The sequence below is a fragment of the Streptomyces sp. NBC_01296 genome (assembly GCF_035984415.1).
Taxonomy (GTDB): Bacteria; Actinomycetota; Actinomycetes; order Streptomycetales; family Streptomycetaceae; genus Streptomyces.
Genome location: NZ_CP130720.1, coordinates 2,875,050 through 2,890,399, shown reverse-complemented (window position 1 = coordinate 2,890,399; position 15,350 = coordinate 2,875,050). Strand labels below are relative to the sequence as shown.

At 70.2% G+C, this 15,350-nt stretch carries 12 protein-coding genes, 5 tRNA genes and 1 pseudogene; 15 read left to right on the top strand and 3 right to left on the bottom strand.

Going from position 1 to position 15,350, the window contains the following annotated elements; genetic code table 11:
* Positions 1-4: 4 nt before the first annotated feature.
* Positions 5-3,613, bottom strand: a complete 3,609-nt coding sequence (locus tag OG299_RS12775) for a nitrate- and nitrite sensing domain-containing protein (protein ID WP_327361553.1) — start codon at positions 3,611-3,613, stop codon at positions 5-7.
* A gap of 564 nt (positions 3,614-4,177) precedes the next feature.
* Here OG299_RS12775 and OG299_RS12770 point away from each other — a divergent pair.
* From OG299_RS12770 to OG299_RS12730, 9 genes are all read left to right on the top strand, one after another.
* Positions 4,178-4,360 carry a hypothetical protein gene (locus tag OG299_RS12770; protein ID WP_266625077.1) on the top strand — a complete coding sequence of 61 codons (183 nt, stop codon included), beginning with the start codon at positions 4,178-4,180 and terminating at the stop codon, positions 4,358-4,360.
* Between the two features lie 98 nt (positions 4,361-4,458).
* Positions 4,459-5,247: a fumarylacetoacetate hydrolase family protein gene (locus OG299_RS12765; protein WP_266625075.1), complete on the top strand. Its 789-nt coding sequence runs from the start codon at positions 4,459-4,461 to the stop codon at positions 5,245-5,247.
* Positions 5,240-6,715 carry a glutamate--tRNA ligase gene (gltX, locus tag OG299_RS12760; RefSeq protein ID WP_266625073.1) on the top strand — a complete coding sequence of 492 codons (1,476 nt, stop codon included), beginning with the start codon at positions 5,240-5,242 and terminating at the stop codon, positions 6,713-6,715. The genes OG299_RS12765 and gltX overlap by 8 nt, the downstream gene beginning before the upstream one ends.
* Positions 6,716-6,861: 146 nt before the next feature.
* The gene (locus OG299_RS12755; RefSeq protein ID WP_327361552.1) at positions 6,862-7,590 is read left to right on the top strand and encodes an HAD family hydrolase; all 729 of its coding nucleotides are present in this window, start codon (positions 6,862-6,864) and stop codon (positions 7,588-7,590) included.
* A gap of 85 nt (positions 7,591-7,675) precedes the next feature.
* A tRNA-Gln gene (locus OG299_RS12750) sits at positions 7,676-7,747 on the top strand.
* A 27-nt stretch (positions 7,748-7,774) separates the two neighbouring features.
* Positions 7,775-7,847 (top strand) — tRNA-Glu (locus OG299_RS12745).
* Positions 7,848-7,911: 64 nt separating this feature from the next.
* A tRNA-Glu gene (locus OG299_RS12740) sits at positions 7,912-7,984 on the top strand.
* 21 nt (positions 7,985-8,005) lie between these two features.
* A tRNA-Gln gene (locus OG299_RS12735) sits at positions 8,006-8,077 on the top strand.
* A 15-nt stretch (positions 8,078-8,092) separates the two neighbouring features.
* Positions 8,093-8,165, top strand: a tRNA-Glu gene (locus tag OG299_RS12730).
* Positions 8,166-8,346: 181 nt separating this feature from the next.
* Here the strand turns inward: OG299_RS12730 and ndgR are convergent.
* On the bottom strand, positions 8,347-9,063 hold the full coding sequence (gene ndgR, locus OG299_RS12725; RefSeq protein ID WP_073911130.1) for an IclR family transcriptional regulator NdgR: 717 nt from the start codon (positions 9,061-9,063) through the stop codon (positions 8,347-8,349).
* Positions 9,064-9,182: 119 nt separating this feature from the next.
* On the opposite strand from ndgR, the gene leuC reads away from it, so the two are divergent.
* The 4 genes from leuC (at position 9,183) to OG299_RS12705 (ending at position 12,388) form a co-directional block, all read left to right on the top strand.
* Complete coding sequence (gene leuC, locus OG299_RS12720) at positions 9,183-10,607, top strand: 3-isopropylmalate dehydratase large subunit (RefSeq protein WP_327361551.1); 1,425 nt, start codon at positions 9,183-9,185, stop codon at positions 10,605-10,607.
* A gap of 3 nt (positions 10,608-10,610) precedes the next feature.
* The gene (gene leuD / locus OG299_RS12715; RefSeq protein WP_327361550.1) at positions 10,611-11,204 is read left to right on the top strand and encodes a 3-isopropylmalate dehydratase small subunit; all 594 of its coding nucleotides are present in this window, start codon (positions 10,611-10,613) and stop codon (positions 11,202-11,204) included.
* Between the two features lie 137 nt (positions 11,205-11,341).
* Entirely contained in the window at positions 11,342-11,569 is a 228-nt protein-coding gene (locus tag OG299_RS12710; protein ID WP_008739877.1) for an SCO5555 family protein, read from the top strand.
* A gap of 144 nt (positions 11,570-11,713) precedes the next feature.
* A complete protein-coding gene (locus OG299_RS12705) occupies positions 11,714-12,388 on the top strand; it encodes an HU family DNA-binding protein (RefSeq protein ID WP_327361549.1) in 675 nt (224 codons plus the stop codon).
* 300 nt (positions 12,389-12,688) lie between these two features.
* Here OG299_RS12705 and cofC read toward each other — a convergent pair.
* Positions 12,689-13,366, bottom strand: a pseudogene (gene cofC / locus OG299_RS12700) (2-phospho-L-lactate guanylyltransferase); the annotation flags it as partial.
* Positions 13,367-13,560: 194 nt separating this feature from the next.
* Here cofC and OG299_RS12695 point away from each other — a divergent pair.
* The gene (locus tag OG299_RS12695; protein ID WP_266636414.1) at positions 13,561-14,313 is read left to right on the top strand and encodes a lysophospholipid acyltransferase family protein; all 753 of its coding nucleotides are present in this window, start codon (positions 13,561-13,563) and stop codon (positions 14,311-14,313) included.
* Positions 14,310-15,320, top strand: a complete 1,011-nt coding sequence (locus tag OG299_RS12690) for an NAD(P)H-dependent glycerol-3-phosphate dehydrogenase (RefSeq protein WP_266636412.1) — start codon at positions 14,310-14,312, stop codon at positions 15,318-15,320. The genes OG299_RS12695 and OG299_RS12690 overlap by 4 nt, the downstream gene beginning before the upstream one ends.
* The last annotated feature ends 30 nt before the right edge of the window (positions 15,321-15,350 follow it).

Genomic DNA, 15,350 nt, shown 5'->3' with positions numbered 1-15,350 from the left:
TCAACTAACGCTCCTGCTGGTAAGTGGGGTCGATGTGGTAACTGCCGGTCGCCGGGCCGTTGTTGGCCTGACGGCCCTGCTGGATACCCCGTCGGAGGTTGGTCAGACGGCCGCGGACGTCGTCCGGCGCTCGCGAGACCTGCGGGCCGGACTGTGCCTCGGCCTGCTGCTGCGCGGTGCCGGCCACGAGGTTCGCCCGCGGTACTCGGCGGGGGAGCCCCGAGGTGGTGATGCCCCCGGCGGCGGGCTGGCGCACGCGCTCGGCCTGCCGGCCCAGCTCGTCGTTCGGCGAGGACCGCCAGCTGACGGTCGGCGAGCTGCCGTTCGCCGCCTGGGCGGGCTCGGCCGCCTGCTCCTGGCCGCGCTGCGGCAGCGGCTGCTGCGGGCGCTGCTGGGGAGCCGGAGCCGGGGCGGACTGCTGGGGTACGGCCGGCGCCTGACCGGAGGACTGCTGGCCCTCCTGGTGGAACCAGTTCGACTCCAGCGTGTCGAAGATCGGGCTGCGCTCGTTGCCGGTGCTCGGAGCCGGCGGCAGCGCCTCCGGCTGGGGGGCCTGCGGCAACTGCGGGGCCTGGGGCTGCTGCTGGGCGTATCCGCCGACGCCGGGGCCGCCGGGCCGCGGGGCCGGGTAGTCCGGGCGGGCGAACTGGCCCGTGGTGGACGGATCCGCCGGACCGCGCAGCTCCGGACGCTCGAACTGGCCGGTGGTGCTGTTGCCGGCCGGCGGCCGCGGGGCATTGAAGTCCGGACGGGGGAACTCGGCCGTCGCACCGGGGCCCGAGAGCTCGTCGTGGCCGCGCGGGACCTCCTGACCGCCGCTGCGCGCCGGGTCGGCGCCCCAGCTGGTGGTCTGCGGGATCCCGGCAGGACCCGTACCCGGAAGCTCCGGACGGGGGGCGCCACCGCGCGGCGGCAGCTGCGGGCGGCTGCCGCGCGGAGCCGGGGCGGCGGGCGCCTGGACCGAGGGGACCGGGCCCGTGGGCTGCTGCGGGGCCTGCGGCCGCTCGAAGCCGTTGCCCTGCGGGAACCCGGCCTGGCCGGAGGCCGTGGGCGTGGGCATCGGACGGGACGGGGCACCGCCGGCCGGACCGCGGCCCGGCAGCGGGGCACCGCCGCCGAAGGCACCCTGGCCCTGGCCGGTCGGAGCGCCCGGCATGCCCGGACCGCCCTGCGGACGCACGCCGGTGCCGCCCTGCTGCGGACGTGCACCGGGACCGCCCTGCGGACCGGCGGCGCCGTCGCGTCCCGGCAGCGCGGCACGCTGGCCGCCGGAGACCTGGCCGCGCTGCGGGCCGGCGCCCACGGGCTGGCGTGCGCCGCCGCCCGGGACGGAACCCTGCGCGGAAGCACCCGGCATGCCCTGCTGACCGCCGGAGCCCGGACCACCCGGAGCACCGGGACCGCCCTGGCCCGGCATCGGACCCGGCTTCTTGCCGCCCTGGGCGACGTCCACCGGCAGCATGACGAGGGCCGTCGTACCACCCGAGTCGGACGGGCGCAGCTGGATGCGGATGCCGTGTCGCAGGGACAGGCGGCCGACCACGAACAGGCCCATGCGGCGGGAGACGGAGACGTCCACGGTCGGCGGCGACGCGAGCCGCTCGTTGATCGCGGCGAGGTCCTCGGGGGAGAGGCCGATACCGGTGTCGTGGATCTCGACGAGCACGCGGCCGTCGGGCAGCGCGTGACCGGTGACCTTGACCTTGGTCTGCGGGGAGGAGAACGAGGTGGCGTTCTCCAGCAGCTCGGCGAGCAGGTGCACGAGGTCGTTGACGACGCGGCCGGCGACGTCGGTGCCGGGCACCGACGAGAGTTCGATGCGCTCGTACTGTTCCACCTCGGACGCGGCGGCGCGGAGCACGTCGACGAGCGGGACGGGGCGGGTCCACCGGCGGCCCGGCTCCTCGCCCGCGAGGACGAGGAGGTTTTCGCCGTTACGGCGCATGCGGGTCGCGAGGTGGTCGAGCCTGAAGAGCGAGGACAGCTGGTCCGGGTCGGCCTCGCGCGACTCCAGCTCGGAGATGAGCGAGAGCTGGCGCTGGATGAGGCCCTGCGAACGGCGCGAGAGGTTGGTGAACATCGCGTTGACGTTGCCCCGGAGGAGGGCCTGCTCGGCGGCGAGGCGGACGGCCTCGCGGTGCACGTCGTCGAAGGCCGCGGCCACCTGGCCGATCTCGTCGCGGGTGTGCAGGCCGACCGACTCCACGGACGTGTCCACGTCCTGCGGGTCGGACTCGGACAGCTGCTTGACGAGCTCGGGCAGTCGGTCCTGGGCGACCCGGGTCGCGGTGTCCTGCAGGCGGCGCAGCGAGCGGATCATCGACCGCGCCATGACGAAGGCACCGACGAGCGAGACACCGAGGACGAGGAGGATCAGGGCACCGTTGATGATGGCGTCCTGCTGCGAGGAGTTCTTGAGCTCGCGGGCCTTCTGCTCCATGTCCTCGAGCAGGGTGAGCTCGATCTGCTTCATCGCCTGGATCTTGGTGTCGTCCGCGTCGTACCAGTCCATCCAGGACCGGTACTGCGTCTCCTTGGCGAACTGACCCTGGGTCGACAGGACGCGGCGGGTGTAGTGGTCCGCCTTGCCGATCTCCGCGTTGCCGTCGCCGAGCACCGCGAGGAGTTCCTCGGGCTTGCCCTGGTAGACGAGTTCGAAGGTCTTCTTCGCCTGGCTCTCGCCGCGGAGCGCTGCGAGGGCGTACAGGCGGTCGTTCTCGGTGAGGGTGCCGGCGGGCTGGCCGCTGTCGGGCAGCGAGGCGGCGATGACGGCGCGCTGGATCGAGGCGTACTCCTTGGCGGAGGAGAAGGCCGCCAGGGCGCGCGTACGCTTGATCATCTCCGGGCTGGACGTGGCCTGCGCCATGTCCTGGGAGAGCGAGAGCAGCGAGACGATCAGCGCGTTGTACTCGGTGACCGTCTGCTGGGCGCTGTTGCGGTACGCGTTCTTGCGGATTTCCTCGATGCCGGTGAGCTGGCGGCCGATCTGCAGGATGTTGTTGCGGATCGACTTGAGGGTCTCGTCCTTGTCCTCCGCGCCGTCGACCTTGTCGGTCGCGGCGGCGAAGGCCTTGGCAGCGGCGTCGGTCTGGTCGCGGACGCCCGTGACGAGGGTGTTGGGCTTGCCCGACTTGTCGACCGACAGCGGACCCGCCGACCTGTCCCGCTCCTCCTGGAGCATGGCGGCCAGGTTGGTGGCCTGCCGGGTCATGGTCGTCAGCAGCTGCATGTGCTCCAGCTGGCTGATGTCGTTGAGCGAGTCGTTGATGCGGAAGCCACCGAGCGTGGTGGCGGCGACGACCGGCAGGGTCAGCAGCGACACGAGTCGCGTGCTGATGCGCCAGTTCTGCATGGCGAATCGCGAACCGGGCCCGCTGGGGGCTTTCGGTATCGCCACGTCCTTGTCGGCCGGCTCTTCGCTCTTCGCCTTGCCCCGGGGCTTGAGGCGTGCCTTCCCCTTCACCGCGTTCACGGTGGCGGAGGAGTCGGTGCCTGCGCCTTCGACAGCCGGCCCGCGGTTCTGGGCGTGCTGGGGCGAGGAGCCACGGTCGGTCCCGCCGCGCGGCTCCTGCTCCGCCGCAGCGCTGCCATCCCTCTTGAATCGTCCCTGCACTAGCGTCGCAACCTCTGGACCAGGCGTCCCGCCGGGCGACCGGTGGGACGGTGTCGAGTCGTGGGGCATTTCGGCCCCATGGTGGTCGTCGGTGACCGGCGCGTCTCCCTCTCCTTGCCGCCGCGCGCGGCGCTGTGTCGCGCCACCTGCGCGCCGGCTGTTCCCGCGGCGGTCCCGCGAATTCCAGCACAGTGGCGGATCTCCAACAAGGTGCGCGTGTCGGCCCGGGGGATTGGTGACTTCTTGTAATGGCTGCACTACGCGATGTGGTCCGCCTTTCGGGAGGAAACGGACTTACGCCATCCAAACGCGGCGGCTGGCAGGGTGTCCCAGTCGAGATGATCAGGAGCGGAATGGCTGATTCAGTGGCGTAATGTCCGGTTCGTCGCCCAAAAATGACCATCCGTTATGCCCGTATTGCCTGGTCACGGGTGAGCAAACTCACACAGTCGTGGCCATTACTTCCCGGTTGAGCCGGGGAATCGGATGTTTAGCCTTGCCCTTTACAGGGTTGACGGATCCGACAACCCCCACCCCACAACCGAACCGAGGGCCCGAGACACCGTGAAGACGACGACGATGTTCCGCAACATAGCCAACCCCCGCCGCACCACCCTCGCGCACCTCAAGGACGCCGAGGAGCTGCAGGCGACCGAGGCTCCGGAGCACGCCGTCGAGCTCCCCACCCAGACCGCGAACCCGCGCCGCACGATCCTGATGGACGCGCCGGTCGCCGCCGCGCAGTAAGCCACTCGGCAAAAGGAGCGCGAAGCGCCGCTGCCCACCGCGTTAGCCTGGGGACGCAGACTCCAGCCAGCGGAAATACAGAGGGGCAGACGCAACACGTGCGCATCGCCAGGTTCTCCATCGACGGCAATGTCGCGTTCGGCGCGGTCGAGGGCAGCACTGCCCCCGGCGCCGAGGGTGAGCTCGTCCTCGACATCATCAAGGGCATTCCGTTCGCGGACTTCGAGCTCTCGGGCACGAAGGTCCCGCTGAACAAGGTCCGGCTGCTGCCGCCCGTGCTCCCGAACAAGGTCGTGGCCATCGGCCGCAACTACGCGGAGCACGCGGCAGAGCTCGGAAACCAGGTCCCGGACGTCCCGATCACCTTCTTCAAGCCCTCCACCTCGGTGGTCGGCCCGGGCGACCCGATCACGTACCCCTCCTTCTCCCAGGACCTCCACCACGAGGCGGAGCTCGCCGTGGTCATCGGCCGCATGTGCCGAGAGGTCCCGAAGGAGCGCGTCAAGGACGTGATCCTCGGCTACACCTGCGCCAACGACGTCACCGCGCGCGACGTCCAGCAGCGCGAGAAGCAGTGGGCCCGGGCCAAGGGCTTCGACAGCTCCTGCCCCCTCGGCCCGTGGATCGAGACCGACCTCGACCCGAGCGACCTGACCATCCAGTGCACCGTGAACGGCGAACAGCGCCAGCTCGGCCGCACCAGCGACATGGTCCGCTCCATCGAGGACCTGATCGTCCACATCACCGAGGCCATGACGCTGCTCCCCGGCGACGTCATCCTCACGGGGACCCCGGCCGGAGTCGGCCCCCTCAACGTCGGCGACGAGGTCGCCGTCACCATCGAAGGCATCGGCACTCTCACCAACAAGGTGATCAAGCGTGGCTAACGCACCCGTCCGCGTCCGTTTCTGTCCCTCCCCGACCGGCAACCCCCACGTCGGCCTGGTCCGGACGGCTCTCTTCAACTGGGCGTTCGCCCGCCACCACGGCGGTACGTTCGTCTTCCGCATCGAGGACACCGACGCGGCCCGCGACTCCGAGGAGTCGTACGTCCAGCTGCTCGACTCGCTGCGCTGGCTCGGCTTCACCTGGGACGAGGGCCCCGAGGTGGGCGGCCCGCACACCCCGTACCGCCAGTCCGAGCGCATGGACATCTACGCGGGCATCGCCCAGCGCCTGCGCGACGGCGGCTACGCCTATGACTGCTACTGCACCACCGAGGAGCTGGACGCGCGCCGCGCCGCCGCCCGCGCCGCCGGCAAGCCCTCCGGCTACGACGGCCACTGCCGCGAGCTGACCCAGGTGCAGCTGGAGGCCTACCAGGGCGAGCACCGCCCCTCGATCGTCCGCTTCCGGATGCCGGACGAGACGATCACCTTCACGGACCTGGTCCGCGGCGAGATCTCCGTCACCCCGGAGAACGTCTCCGACTTCGGCATCCTGCGGGCCAACGGCGCGCCGCTGTACACGCTCGTCAACCCGGTCGACGACGCGCTGATGGAGATCACGCACGTGCTCCGCGGTGAGGACCTGCTGTCCTCCACCCCGCGCCAGATCGCGCTCTACAAGGCGCTGATCGAGCTGGGCGTCGCCAAGGCGGTCCCCGAGTTCGGCCACCTGCCGTACGTCATGGGCGAGGGCAACAAGAAGCTCTCCAAGCGCGACCCGGAGTCCTCGCTCAACCTGTACCGCGAGCGCGGCTTCCTCCCCGAGGGCCTGCTGAACTACCTCTCGCTCCTCGGCTGGTCCTTCTCCAAGGACCAGGACATCTTCTCGATCGAGGAGATGGTGGCGAAGTTCGACATCCCGGACGTCAACGCCAACCCGGCGCGCTTCGACCTCAAGAAGGCCGAGGCCATCAACGCCGACCACATCCGGCTGCTGGACCCGAAGGCCTTCGCGGACGCCTGCGCCCCGTGGCTGCAGGCCCCGCACGCCAACTGGGAGGCGGAGGACTTCGACGCCGAGGCCTGGGCGGCCATCGCGCCGTACGCCCAGACCCGCGTGACCGTCCTGTCGGACATCACCGCCAACGTCGACTTCCTGTTCCGCAAGGAGCCGGTCGAGGACCAGGCGTCCTGGGACAAGGCGATGAAGGGCGAGCCCGCGGCCCTGCTGACCACCGCCCGCGCCAACCTGGACGTGGCCGACTGGAGCGACCCCGAGTCCCTCAAGCAGGCCGTCCTGACCGCCGGCGAGGCCCACGGGCTCAAGCTCGGCAAGGCCCAGGCCCCGGTCCGCGTGGCCGTCACCGGCCGTACGGTCGGCCTGCCGCTCTTCGAGTCCCTGCAGATCCTCGGCAAGGACCGCTCGCTGTCCCGCATCGACGCGGCCCTGGCCAAGCTCGCCGCGTAAGCAAGCCCGTACCTCCCTCGGGGGGCGGCGGCCGGACCTCCCGGCCGCCGCCCCCCGAGCTGTTTTCCGGGCGTCGGCCGGGGTTCTGGCGATCGACATCGGCAAACCCCGGGGGTGGAGCCCGCAGATGTCGTAGCGTCGGAGGCATGCCGATCCGTGCCGTGCTGTGGGACATCGACGACACCCTGTTCGACTACACCGGGGCGGACAGGGCCGGCCTCGCGCGCCGGCTCGCCGAGGAGGGCATCGCGCAGCGGTACGGGTCCCCCGCGCAGGCGCTCGCCCTGTGGCGGGACATCACCACCCGCCACTGGGACCGCTTCGCCGCCGGCGAGGTGAGCTTCCAGGAGCAGCGCCGGGACCGGGTGCGGGACTTCCTGGGGGAGCCCGGCATGAGCGCCGTCCAGGCCGACGACTGGTTCGACCGGTACGTCGAGCACTACAAGGCCGCCTGGGTGCTGTTTCCCGACGTGGTGCCCGTACTGGACGCCCTCGCGGCCGACTACCGGCACGGGGTGCTCTCCAACTCCTCCACCGCCAACCAGGACCCCAAGCTGCGCCACCTCGGGCTGCGCGAGCGCTTCGAGGTGCTCGTGTGCGCCGTGGAACTGGGCGTCAGCAAGCCCGAGGCGGAGGCGTTCCTGGCGGGCTGCGAGGCGCTCGGGCTGCCACCGGGCGACGTGGCGTACGTGGGGGACCAGCCGGAGATCGACGCGCGCGGAGCCCGCGACGCCGGGCTGACCGCGGTCTGGCTCGACCGTGACGGCGGGCGCGGGCCGGGCCCCGACGGCGTGCACCGGATCGCCGGGCTCGCCCGGCTCCCGGAGCTGCTGGCCTCGGATACCCGTTTTGGAGCACGGTCAGGCATCCGGTAATGTTCTTTCTGCGCCGCCGGAGCGGGCCGAAAGGCCGGACGGAGGCGCCACTCGAAAGAAAAACCCCCAAGGGGTTGACTTTCGGTGGGGTATAGTGTAATTGGCAACACGAGGGTTTCTGGTTCCCTTATTCTAGGTTCGAGTCCTGGTACCCCAGCGCAGTGCAGTAGTAACGCAGTGCTTTGCCCCCGTTGTGTAGCGGCCTAGCACGCCGCCCTCTCAAGGCGGTAGCGCCGGTTCGAATCCGGTCGGGGGTACAGATCCTTCCCGCAAGATCTCCATTTGGGTAGCTCCCGGACGTCTTGATGCAGGATCGCTAGGGCCCCCGTTGTGTAGCGGCCTAGCACGCCGCCCTCTCAAGGCGGTAGCGCCGGTTCGAATCCGGTCGGGGGTACTGGTCTGGTATAGACCACATTGGGCTATGGTGTAATTGGCAACACGAAGGTTTCTGGTTCCTTTGTTCTAGGTTCGAGTCCTGGTAGCCCAGCGCAGTACAGAGCAAGCCCCCGTTGTGTAGCGGCCTAGCACGCCGCCCTCTCAAGGCGGTAGCGCCGGTTCGAATCCGGTCGGGGGTACGCACAGAAGAGGCCCCCCGCGTTCATCGCGGGGGGCCTCTTCGTTGTTCTCGAACGCACCACGCCCCCGTGCGAGCCCCGCACAAGTGCGGGCCCGGAGGCGCGTGTTCGGACGTGTGCGGCGTCGTACGCGCCCCCGGACCCGGGGGATGGGGGAGAGGGGCCTGCGGCCGGGGCGGTGTCAGCCGGAGCGGCGCAGGGCCTCCGACAGGCGGGCGGCCGCGTCGATGACGGCCTGGGCGTGCATCCGGCCCGGGTGCCGGGTCAGGCGCTCGATCGGCCCGGAGACCGACACGGAGGCCACCACGCGGTTCGACGGCCCGCGCACCGGCGCCGAGACCGATGCCACGCCGGGCTCCCGCTCGCCGATCGACTGCGCCCAGCCGCGGCGCCGTACGCCCGACAGGGCCGTCGCCGTGAAGCGCGCGCCCTGCAGCCCGCGGTGGAGCCGCTCGGGCTCCTCCCAGGCCATCAGGATCTGCGCGGCCGAACCGGCCTTCATCGGGAGCGTGGAGCCCACCGGGACGGTGTCCCGAAGGCCCGACAGCCGCTCCGCGGCCGCCACGCAGATGCGCATGTCGCCCTGACGCCGGTAGAGCTGCGCGCTCTCGCCCGTCACGTCACGGAGGTGGGTGAGTACCGGTCCCGCCGTGGCCAGCAGGCGGTCCTCGCCGGCCGCGGCGGCGAGCTCCGCCAGCCGCGGTCCGAGGATGAACCGGCCCTGCATGTCCCTCGCCACCATCCGGTGGTGTTCCAGTGCCACGGCCAGGCGATGTGCCGTGGGTCGTGCGAGCCCTGTCGCCGCGACCAGCCCGGCGAGGGTGGCCGGACCGGACTCCAGTGCGCTCAATACCAGAGCTGCCTTGTCGAGAACGCCGACGCCGCTAGAGTTGTCCATGAAACGATATTCGCGTCTCACACTGTGAAACGCAAGTTCAATTTTTCCAAGAACCAGCGAGTCTGTATGTACGGGTCCACGAACCACTGGATCCGGGACGGTGAGCCGGAGGGAAAGCGATGGGTAGGACACTCGCGGAGAAGGTCTGGGACGACCATGTCGTCCGGCGCGCCGAGGGCGAGCCCGACCTCCTCTTCATCGATCTGCACCTGCTGCACGAGGTGACCAGCCCCCAGGCCTTCGAGGGTCTGCGGCAGGCCGGCCGCAAGGTCCGGCGGCTCGATCTCACCATCGCCACCGAGGACCACAACACCCCCACCCTCGACATCGACAAGCCGATCGCGGACCCGGTCTCCCGGGCCCAGCTGGAGACGCTGCGCAGGAACTGCGCGGAGTCCGGTGTGCGCCTGCATTCCCTGGGTGATGTCGAGCAGGGCGTCGTCCACGTGGTGGGACCGCAGCTGGGCCTGACCCAGCCGGGCACCACCGTGGTCTGCGGTGACTCCCACACCTCCACCCACGGTGCTTTCGGTGCGCTGGCCTTCGGTATCGGCACCAGCCAGGTCGAGCACGTGCTGGCCACCCAGACGCTGCCGCTGGCCCGCCCCAAGACGATGGCGATCACCGTCACCGGCGAGCTGGCCGACGGCGTCACCGCCAAGGACCTGATCCTGGCGATCATCGCGAAGATCGGCACGGGCGGCGGCCAGGGCTACATCCTGGAATACCGCGGTGCGGCCATCGAGAAACTCTCGATGGAAGCCCGCATGACCATCTGCAACATGTCGATCGAGGCCGGCGCCCGCGCGGGCATGATCGCCCCCGACCAGACCACCTTCGACTACCTCAAGGGCCGCGACCACGCCCCGACGGGTGCGGACTGGGACGCGGCGGTCGGCTACTGGCAGACCCTGCGCACCGATGAGGATGCGGTCTTCGACGCCGAGGTCGTCATCGACGGCGCCACGCTGTCGCCGTTCGTCACCTGGGGCACGAACCCGGGCCAGGGCGCGCCCCTGTCCGCGAACGTCCCCGATCCTGCTTCGTACGAGGACGCATCCGAGCGCCACGCCGCCGAAAAGGCCCTGGAGTACATGGGGTTGACGGCCGGGCAGCCGCTGCGCGAGATCAAGGTCGACACCGTCTTCGTCGGCTCCTGCACCAACGGCCGCATCGAGGACCTGCGCGCCGTCGCCTCCATCGTCGAGGGCCGCAAAGTCGCCGACGGCGTACGGATGCTGGTCGTCCCCGGCTCCGTCCGCGTCGCCCTCCAAGCCATGGAGGAGGGCCTGGACAAGGTCTTCACCGAGGCCGGCGCCGAATGGCGGCACGCGGGCTGCTCGATGTGCCTGGGCATGAACCCCGACCAACTGGCCCCCGGCGAGCGCTCCGCATCCACCTCCAACCGCAACTTCGAGGGCCGCCAGGGCAAGGGCGGACGGACCCACCTGGTCTCCCCGCAGGTGGCCGCCGCCACCGCGGTGCTGGGCCATCTGGCCTCGCCCGCCGACCTGTCCGACGCCACCGCGACCGCCGGAGTCTGAACCATGGAAGCCTTCACCACCCACACCGGCCGGGCCGTCCCGCTGCGCCGCTCCAACGTCGACACCGACCAGATCATCCCGGCCCACTGGCTCAAGAAGATCACCCGTGACGGATTCGAAGACGGCCTCTTCGAGGCCTGGCGCAAAGACCCCGAGTTCATCACGAACCGCCCCGAGCGCCAGGGCGCCACCGTGCTGATCGCCGGTCCCGACTTCGGCACCGGCTCCTCACGCGAACACGCCGTCTGGGCCCTGCAGAACTTCGGCTTCAAGACCGTCATCTCCCCCCGCTTCGCCGACATCTTCCGCGGCAACTCGCTGAAGAACGGCCTGCTCACCGTGGTCCTGCCCCAGGAAACCGTCGACCGGCTGTGGGAGCTGACCGAGGCCGACCCGACCGCCGAGGTGACGGTCGACCTCGTCGCCCGCCAGGTCCGCGCGGCGGGAATCGAGGCCGAGTTCGAACTCGACGACAACGCCCGCTGGCGCCTCCTCGAAGGCCTGGACGACATCTCGCTCACCCTTCAGAACGAAGCGGACATCGCCACCTACGAAACCACCCGACCCAGCTTCAAGCCACGCACGATTCAGGCCTGATTCCTGCCTGATCAGCGCTTATTCGCCCTTGGGTGATCACATCGACAACACTGTGCCCCCCGCCTTCCGGCGGGGGGCACAGCCGTGTGTTGAGGCCCCGTGAGGCGACAACTCGCCCCAGATGGCACAATCTGTGCATGGAACGCGACAGTCAACTTGAGCTCTACGAACTCGTCGCGGACCGGCTGAAAGAAGCACACACAAGGGTGCGCACACTGCAAGTCCCGGAGGGCGTAAGGATGGCGCTGTCCCGGAAGCTGTTGGTCGTCACGGCCGCGGCGAAGCATGATCTCGCCGATGCGGCAAGGCGCCTGGACAGGTTGATGAAGGACCTCGACGAGGGTCGATTCCCTGAAGGCGACTGATGCGAAGGAACTCCGTAACGACCTACACCGTTGCGGCACTAGGGTGATTAGCCCGTTTCGTGTTTGATTTGCGGTATATATCCGCCTAACGTGCGAAATAAGCTTGAACACATTCGTTCTGGCGAAGTCTCCGAAGGGGAAGACGTGAACAAGGCGCAGCTCGTAGAAGCGATTGCCGACAAGCTGGGCGGCCGCCAGCAGGCCGCGGACGCTGTCGACGCGGTACTGGACGCGATGGTCCGCGCTGTGGTCGCGGGCGACCGGGTCTCGGTCACGGGCTTCGGCTCGTTCGAGAAGGTCGACCGCCCGGCCCGCTACGCCCGCAACCCGCAGACGGGTGAGCGCGTCCGGGTCAAGAAGACCTCGGTTCCCCGCTTCCGCGCGGGCCAGGGCTTCAAGGACCTGGTCGCGGGCACCAAGAAGCTGCCCAAGGGCGGCGAGGTGTCGGTGAAGAAGGCTCCCAAGGGCAGCCTCTCCGGCGGAGCTTCCGCGACGGTCAAGAAGGCCGTGGCCAAGAAGGCCACCACCGCCAAGAAGGCGGCGGCGAAGACCACGGTCGCCAAGAAGACCACTGCGAAGAAGGTCGCCACCGCCAAGAAGGTGGTCGCCAAGACCGCCGCGGCGAAGAAGACCACGACGGCGGTGAAGAAGACCACTGCCGCGGCGAAGAAGACCGCGACGGCGGCGAAGAAGACCACCACCACCGCCAAGAAGACGGCTCCGGCGGCCAAGAAGGCCACCGCGAAGACCACGGCGCCCGCCAAGAAGACGACGGCGCGCAAGACCACCGCGAAGAAGACCACGGCCCGCAAGAAGTAAGGCCACGAGTCACACACGCCGGGCCGGCTTCCCCTCCCTGGGGAAGCCGGCCCGCGGTGCTGTCCGTGCAGGTCAGAAGGCCGGCACGGCCGAGGCTCAGAAGGTCTGCAGGGTGATCAGGGTGATCCGGCGCGCCGGTCCCTCGCCGTCCGTCTCGATCCGGACCCGCTGCCCGGGGCGCAGCAGCCGCAGGCCGCCCGCGTCGAACGCCGGGGCCTCGAAGGGCACCGGGGTGCCGTCGTCCAGCAGCACACTGCCGCTGCGGGTCTGGGAGTCGTACGTGTACGCGGTCGCCTGCATACCGGCACTGTATCGGGCCGTGTGACGGCCCACACCGAGGGCGAGGGCCGTCCGCAGATCCGCGGCCGTGTCCACGTCCCGGCGCACGCTCTCGACATCCGCGAGGGCTATTTCCGCAGCTCCCGAGGCCGAATGGCGGGCCCGTGACGGGCCTCCGAACGAGGGTGCCAATTCCACGTCCGGCGCAGCGGAAAGCAGGGTCGTACCGATTCCCGCCGCATCCGCCAGAAATGCCCGGGGAAATGCGGATGCGGCTTCGAGCACGCGTAGCAATTCCGGCGGCCGCAACGCGGGCAGATCCGCGTTCATCGCGGCCACCGCCGCCCCGGGCCGCACCGCACGTATCTCCCGCGCCCCGTGGGTCAGCGCCGCGTTGAGCCCGGCGGCCGGGGTGTCCGGCAGGATCCGCGCCCCGAGCCGGGCCAGTTCCGCACCCGCCTGCGCGTCGTCCGTGACGACCACCACATCCGCGACTGCCGCGCAGGCCAGAGCCCCTGCCACGGTGTCCTGTGCGAAAGCCAGCGCGAGCCCGGGACGGGACGCGCCCACCGCCGCCGCGAGACGGCTCTTGGCCACCGCCAGGGGCTTCAGCGGGACCACCAGACTCCAGACCGCGTTCGTGGCGGGCCCCTTCCCTCCGGTGCGCGTCCCTGCATGTGTGGACCAAGGCCGGGTCATGGCCGGGTCGTGCGTCGGCCCATTGTCGCCTCTGCCCGGTCGACCCGGCGGTCCGGTGCTCCGGGCGGGGCGTACCGTGTTCTCGACAGAGACCGGACCTGAGGCCACACTTGTCCGGCCGACGAGGTGCCCCGGCTTCCCCAGCCACCGCTGGGAGGTACCCCACGCACCCGTTCAAGAGGAAAGGTGTCCGAGTGTCCCGCCGCAGAATCGGCTTCTGGTACCGCCTGGCGGCGGTCATCGCAAAACCGCCGCTGGTGGTGCTCTTCAAGCGGGACTGGCGGGGAATGGATCACATTCCGGCCGACGGCGGGTTTATCACGGCCGTCAATCACAACTCGTATCTGGACCCGCTCTCCTACGCGCACTTCCAGTACAACACCGGCCGGGTGCCCCGATTGCTCGCGAAGGCGGCCCTCTTCAAGGTCCCCATTGTCGGCGCGATCCTGCACGGATCCGGCCAGATCCCGGTCTACCGCGAGACCACCAACGCCCTGGACGCATTCCGGGCCGCCGTGGACGCGATCGAGCGCGGCGAATGCGTGGCCTTTTATCCGGAAGGCACCCTCACCCGCGATCCGGACATGTGGCCGATGGCCGGCAAGACCGGCGCGGCCCGGGTCGCGCTGATGACCAGGGCGCCGGTCATTCCGGTGGCCCAGTGGGGCGCGAATCTCGCGATGCCGCCCTACGCCAAGGAGGACAAGGTGCGGCTGTTCCCGCGCAAGACCCTCCAGGTCCTCGCCGGACCTCCCGTGGACCTCTCCGAGTTCTACGACCGGGAGCCCACCCCGGAGGTGCTCAAGGCCGCCACCGAGACGATCATGGAGGCCATCACCGGGCTGCTGGAGGAGCTGCGCGGCGAGAAGGCGCCCGAGCAGCCGTACGACCATCGCAGGGCCAGGGCGGAACAGCGGCACAAGGCCGCGGGGGAGGACCAGAAGTGACACGTCCCGTGAAGGCAGCCGTCTTCGGAACCGGCTCCTGGGGCACGGCCTTCGGCATGGTGCTCGCCGACGCAGGCTGCGAGGTGACCCTGTGGGGCCGCCGCCGCGAGGTCGTCGACGCCATCAACACCGGCCGGACCAACCCGGACTACTTCCCGGACGTCGAACTCCCCGCGAACATGCGCGCCACCACCGACCCGGCCGAGGCCGCGGCCGGCGCCGATTTCGCGGTCCTCGCCATCCCCTCCCAGACCCTGCGCGGCAACCTCGCCGAATGGGCCCCGCTGCTGCCCGCCGACGCCGTGCTCGTCTCCCTGATGAAGGGCATCGAGCTCGGCAGCGCCAAGCGCATGAGCGAGGTCATCGAGGAGGTGGCCAAGGTCCCCGCCGAGCGCGTCGCCGTCGTCACCGGCCCCAACCTGGCCCGTGAGATCGCCGCCCGCCAGCCGGCCGCCGCCGTCGTCGCCTGCTCCGACGAGGCCGTCGCGCAGCGCCTCCAGGCGGCTTGCCACACCCCGTACTTCCGCCCGTACACGAGCACCGACGTCATCGGCTGCGAGCTGGGCGGCGCCGTCAAGAACGTCATCGGCCTCGCCGTCGGCATCGCGGACGGCATGGGCCTGGGCGACAACACCAAGGGCTCGCTCATCACCCGCGGCCTCGCCGAAGCGACCCGGCTGGGCCTGGCGATGGGCGCCGACCCGCTCACCTTCTCCGGTCTCGCGGGCCTCGGCGACCTCGTCGCCACCTGCTCCTCGCCGCTCTCGCGGAACCACACCTTCGGCACCAACCTCGGCCGCGGAATGACCCTCGAGGAGACCATCGCGGTCACCAAGCAGACCGCCGAGGGGGTCAAGTCCTGCCAGTCGGTGGCCGATCTGGCCCGCCGCCACGGGGTGGACATGCCGATCACCGACACGGTCGTCGACATCGTCCACCACGGCAAGCCCCCGCTGGTCGCTCTCAAGGAGCTGATGGGACGCAGCGCCAAACCGGAACGCCGCTGACTCCGTTCCGGACGTGTGAGCGGGTATCGT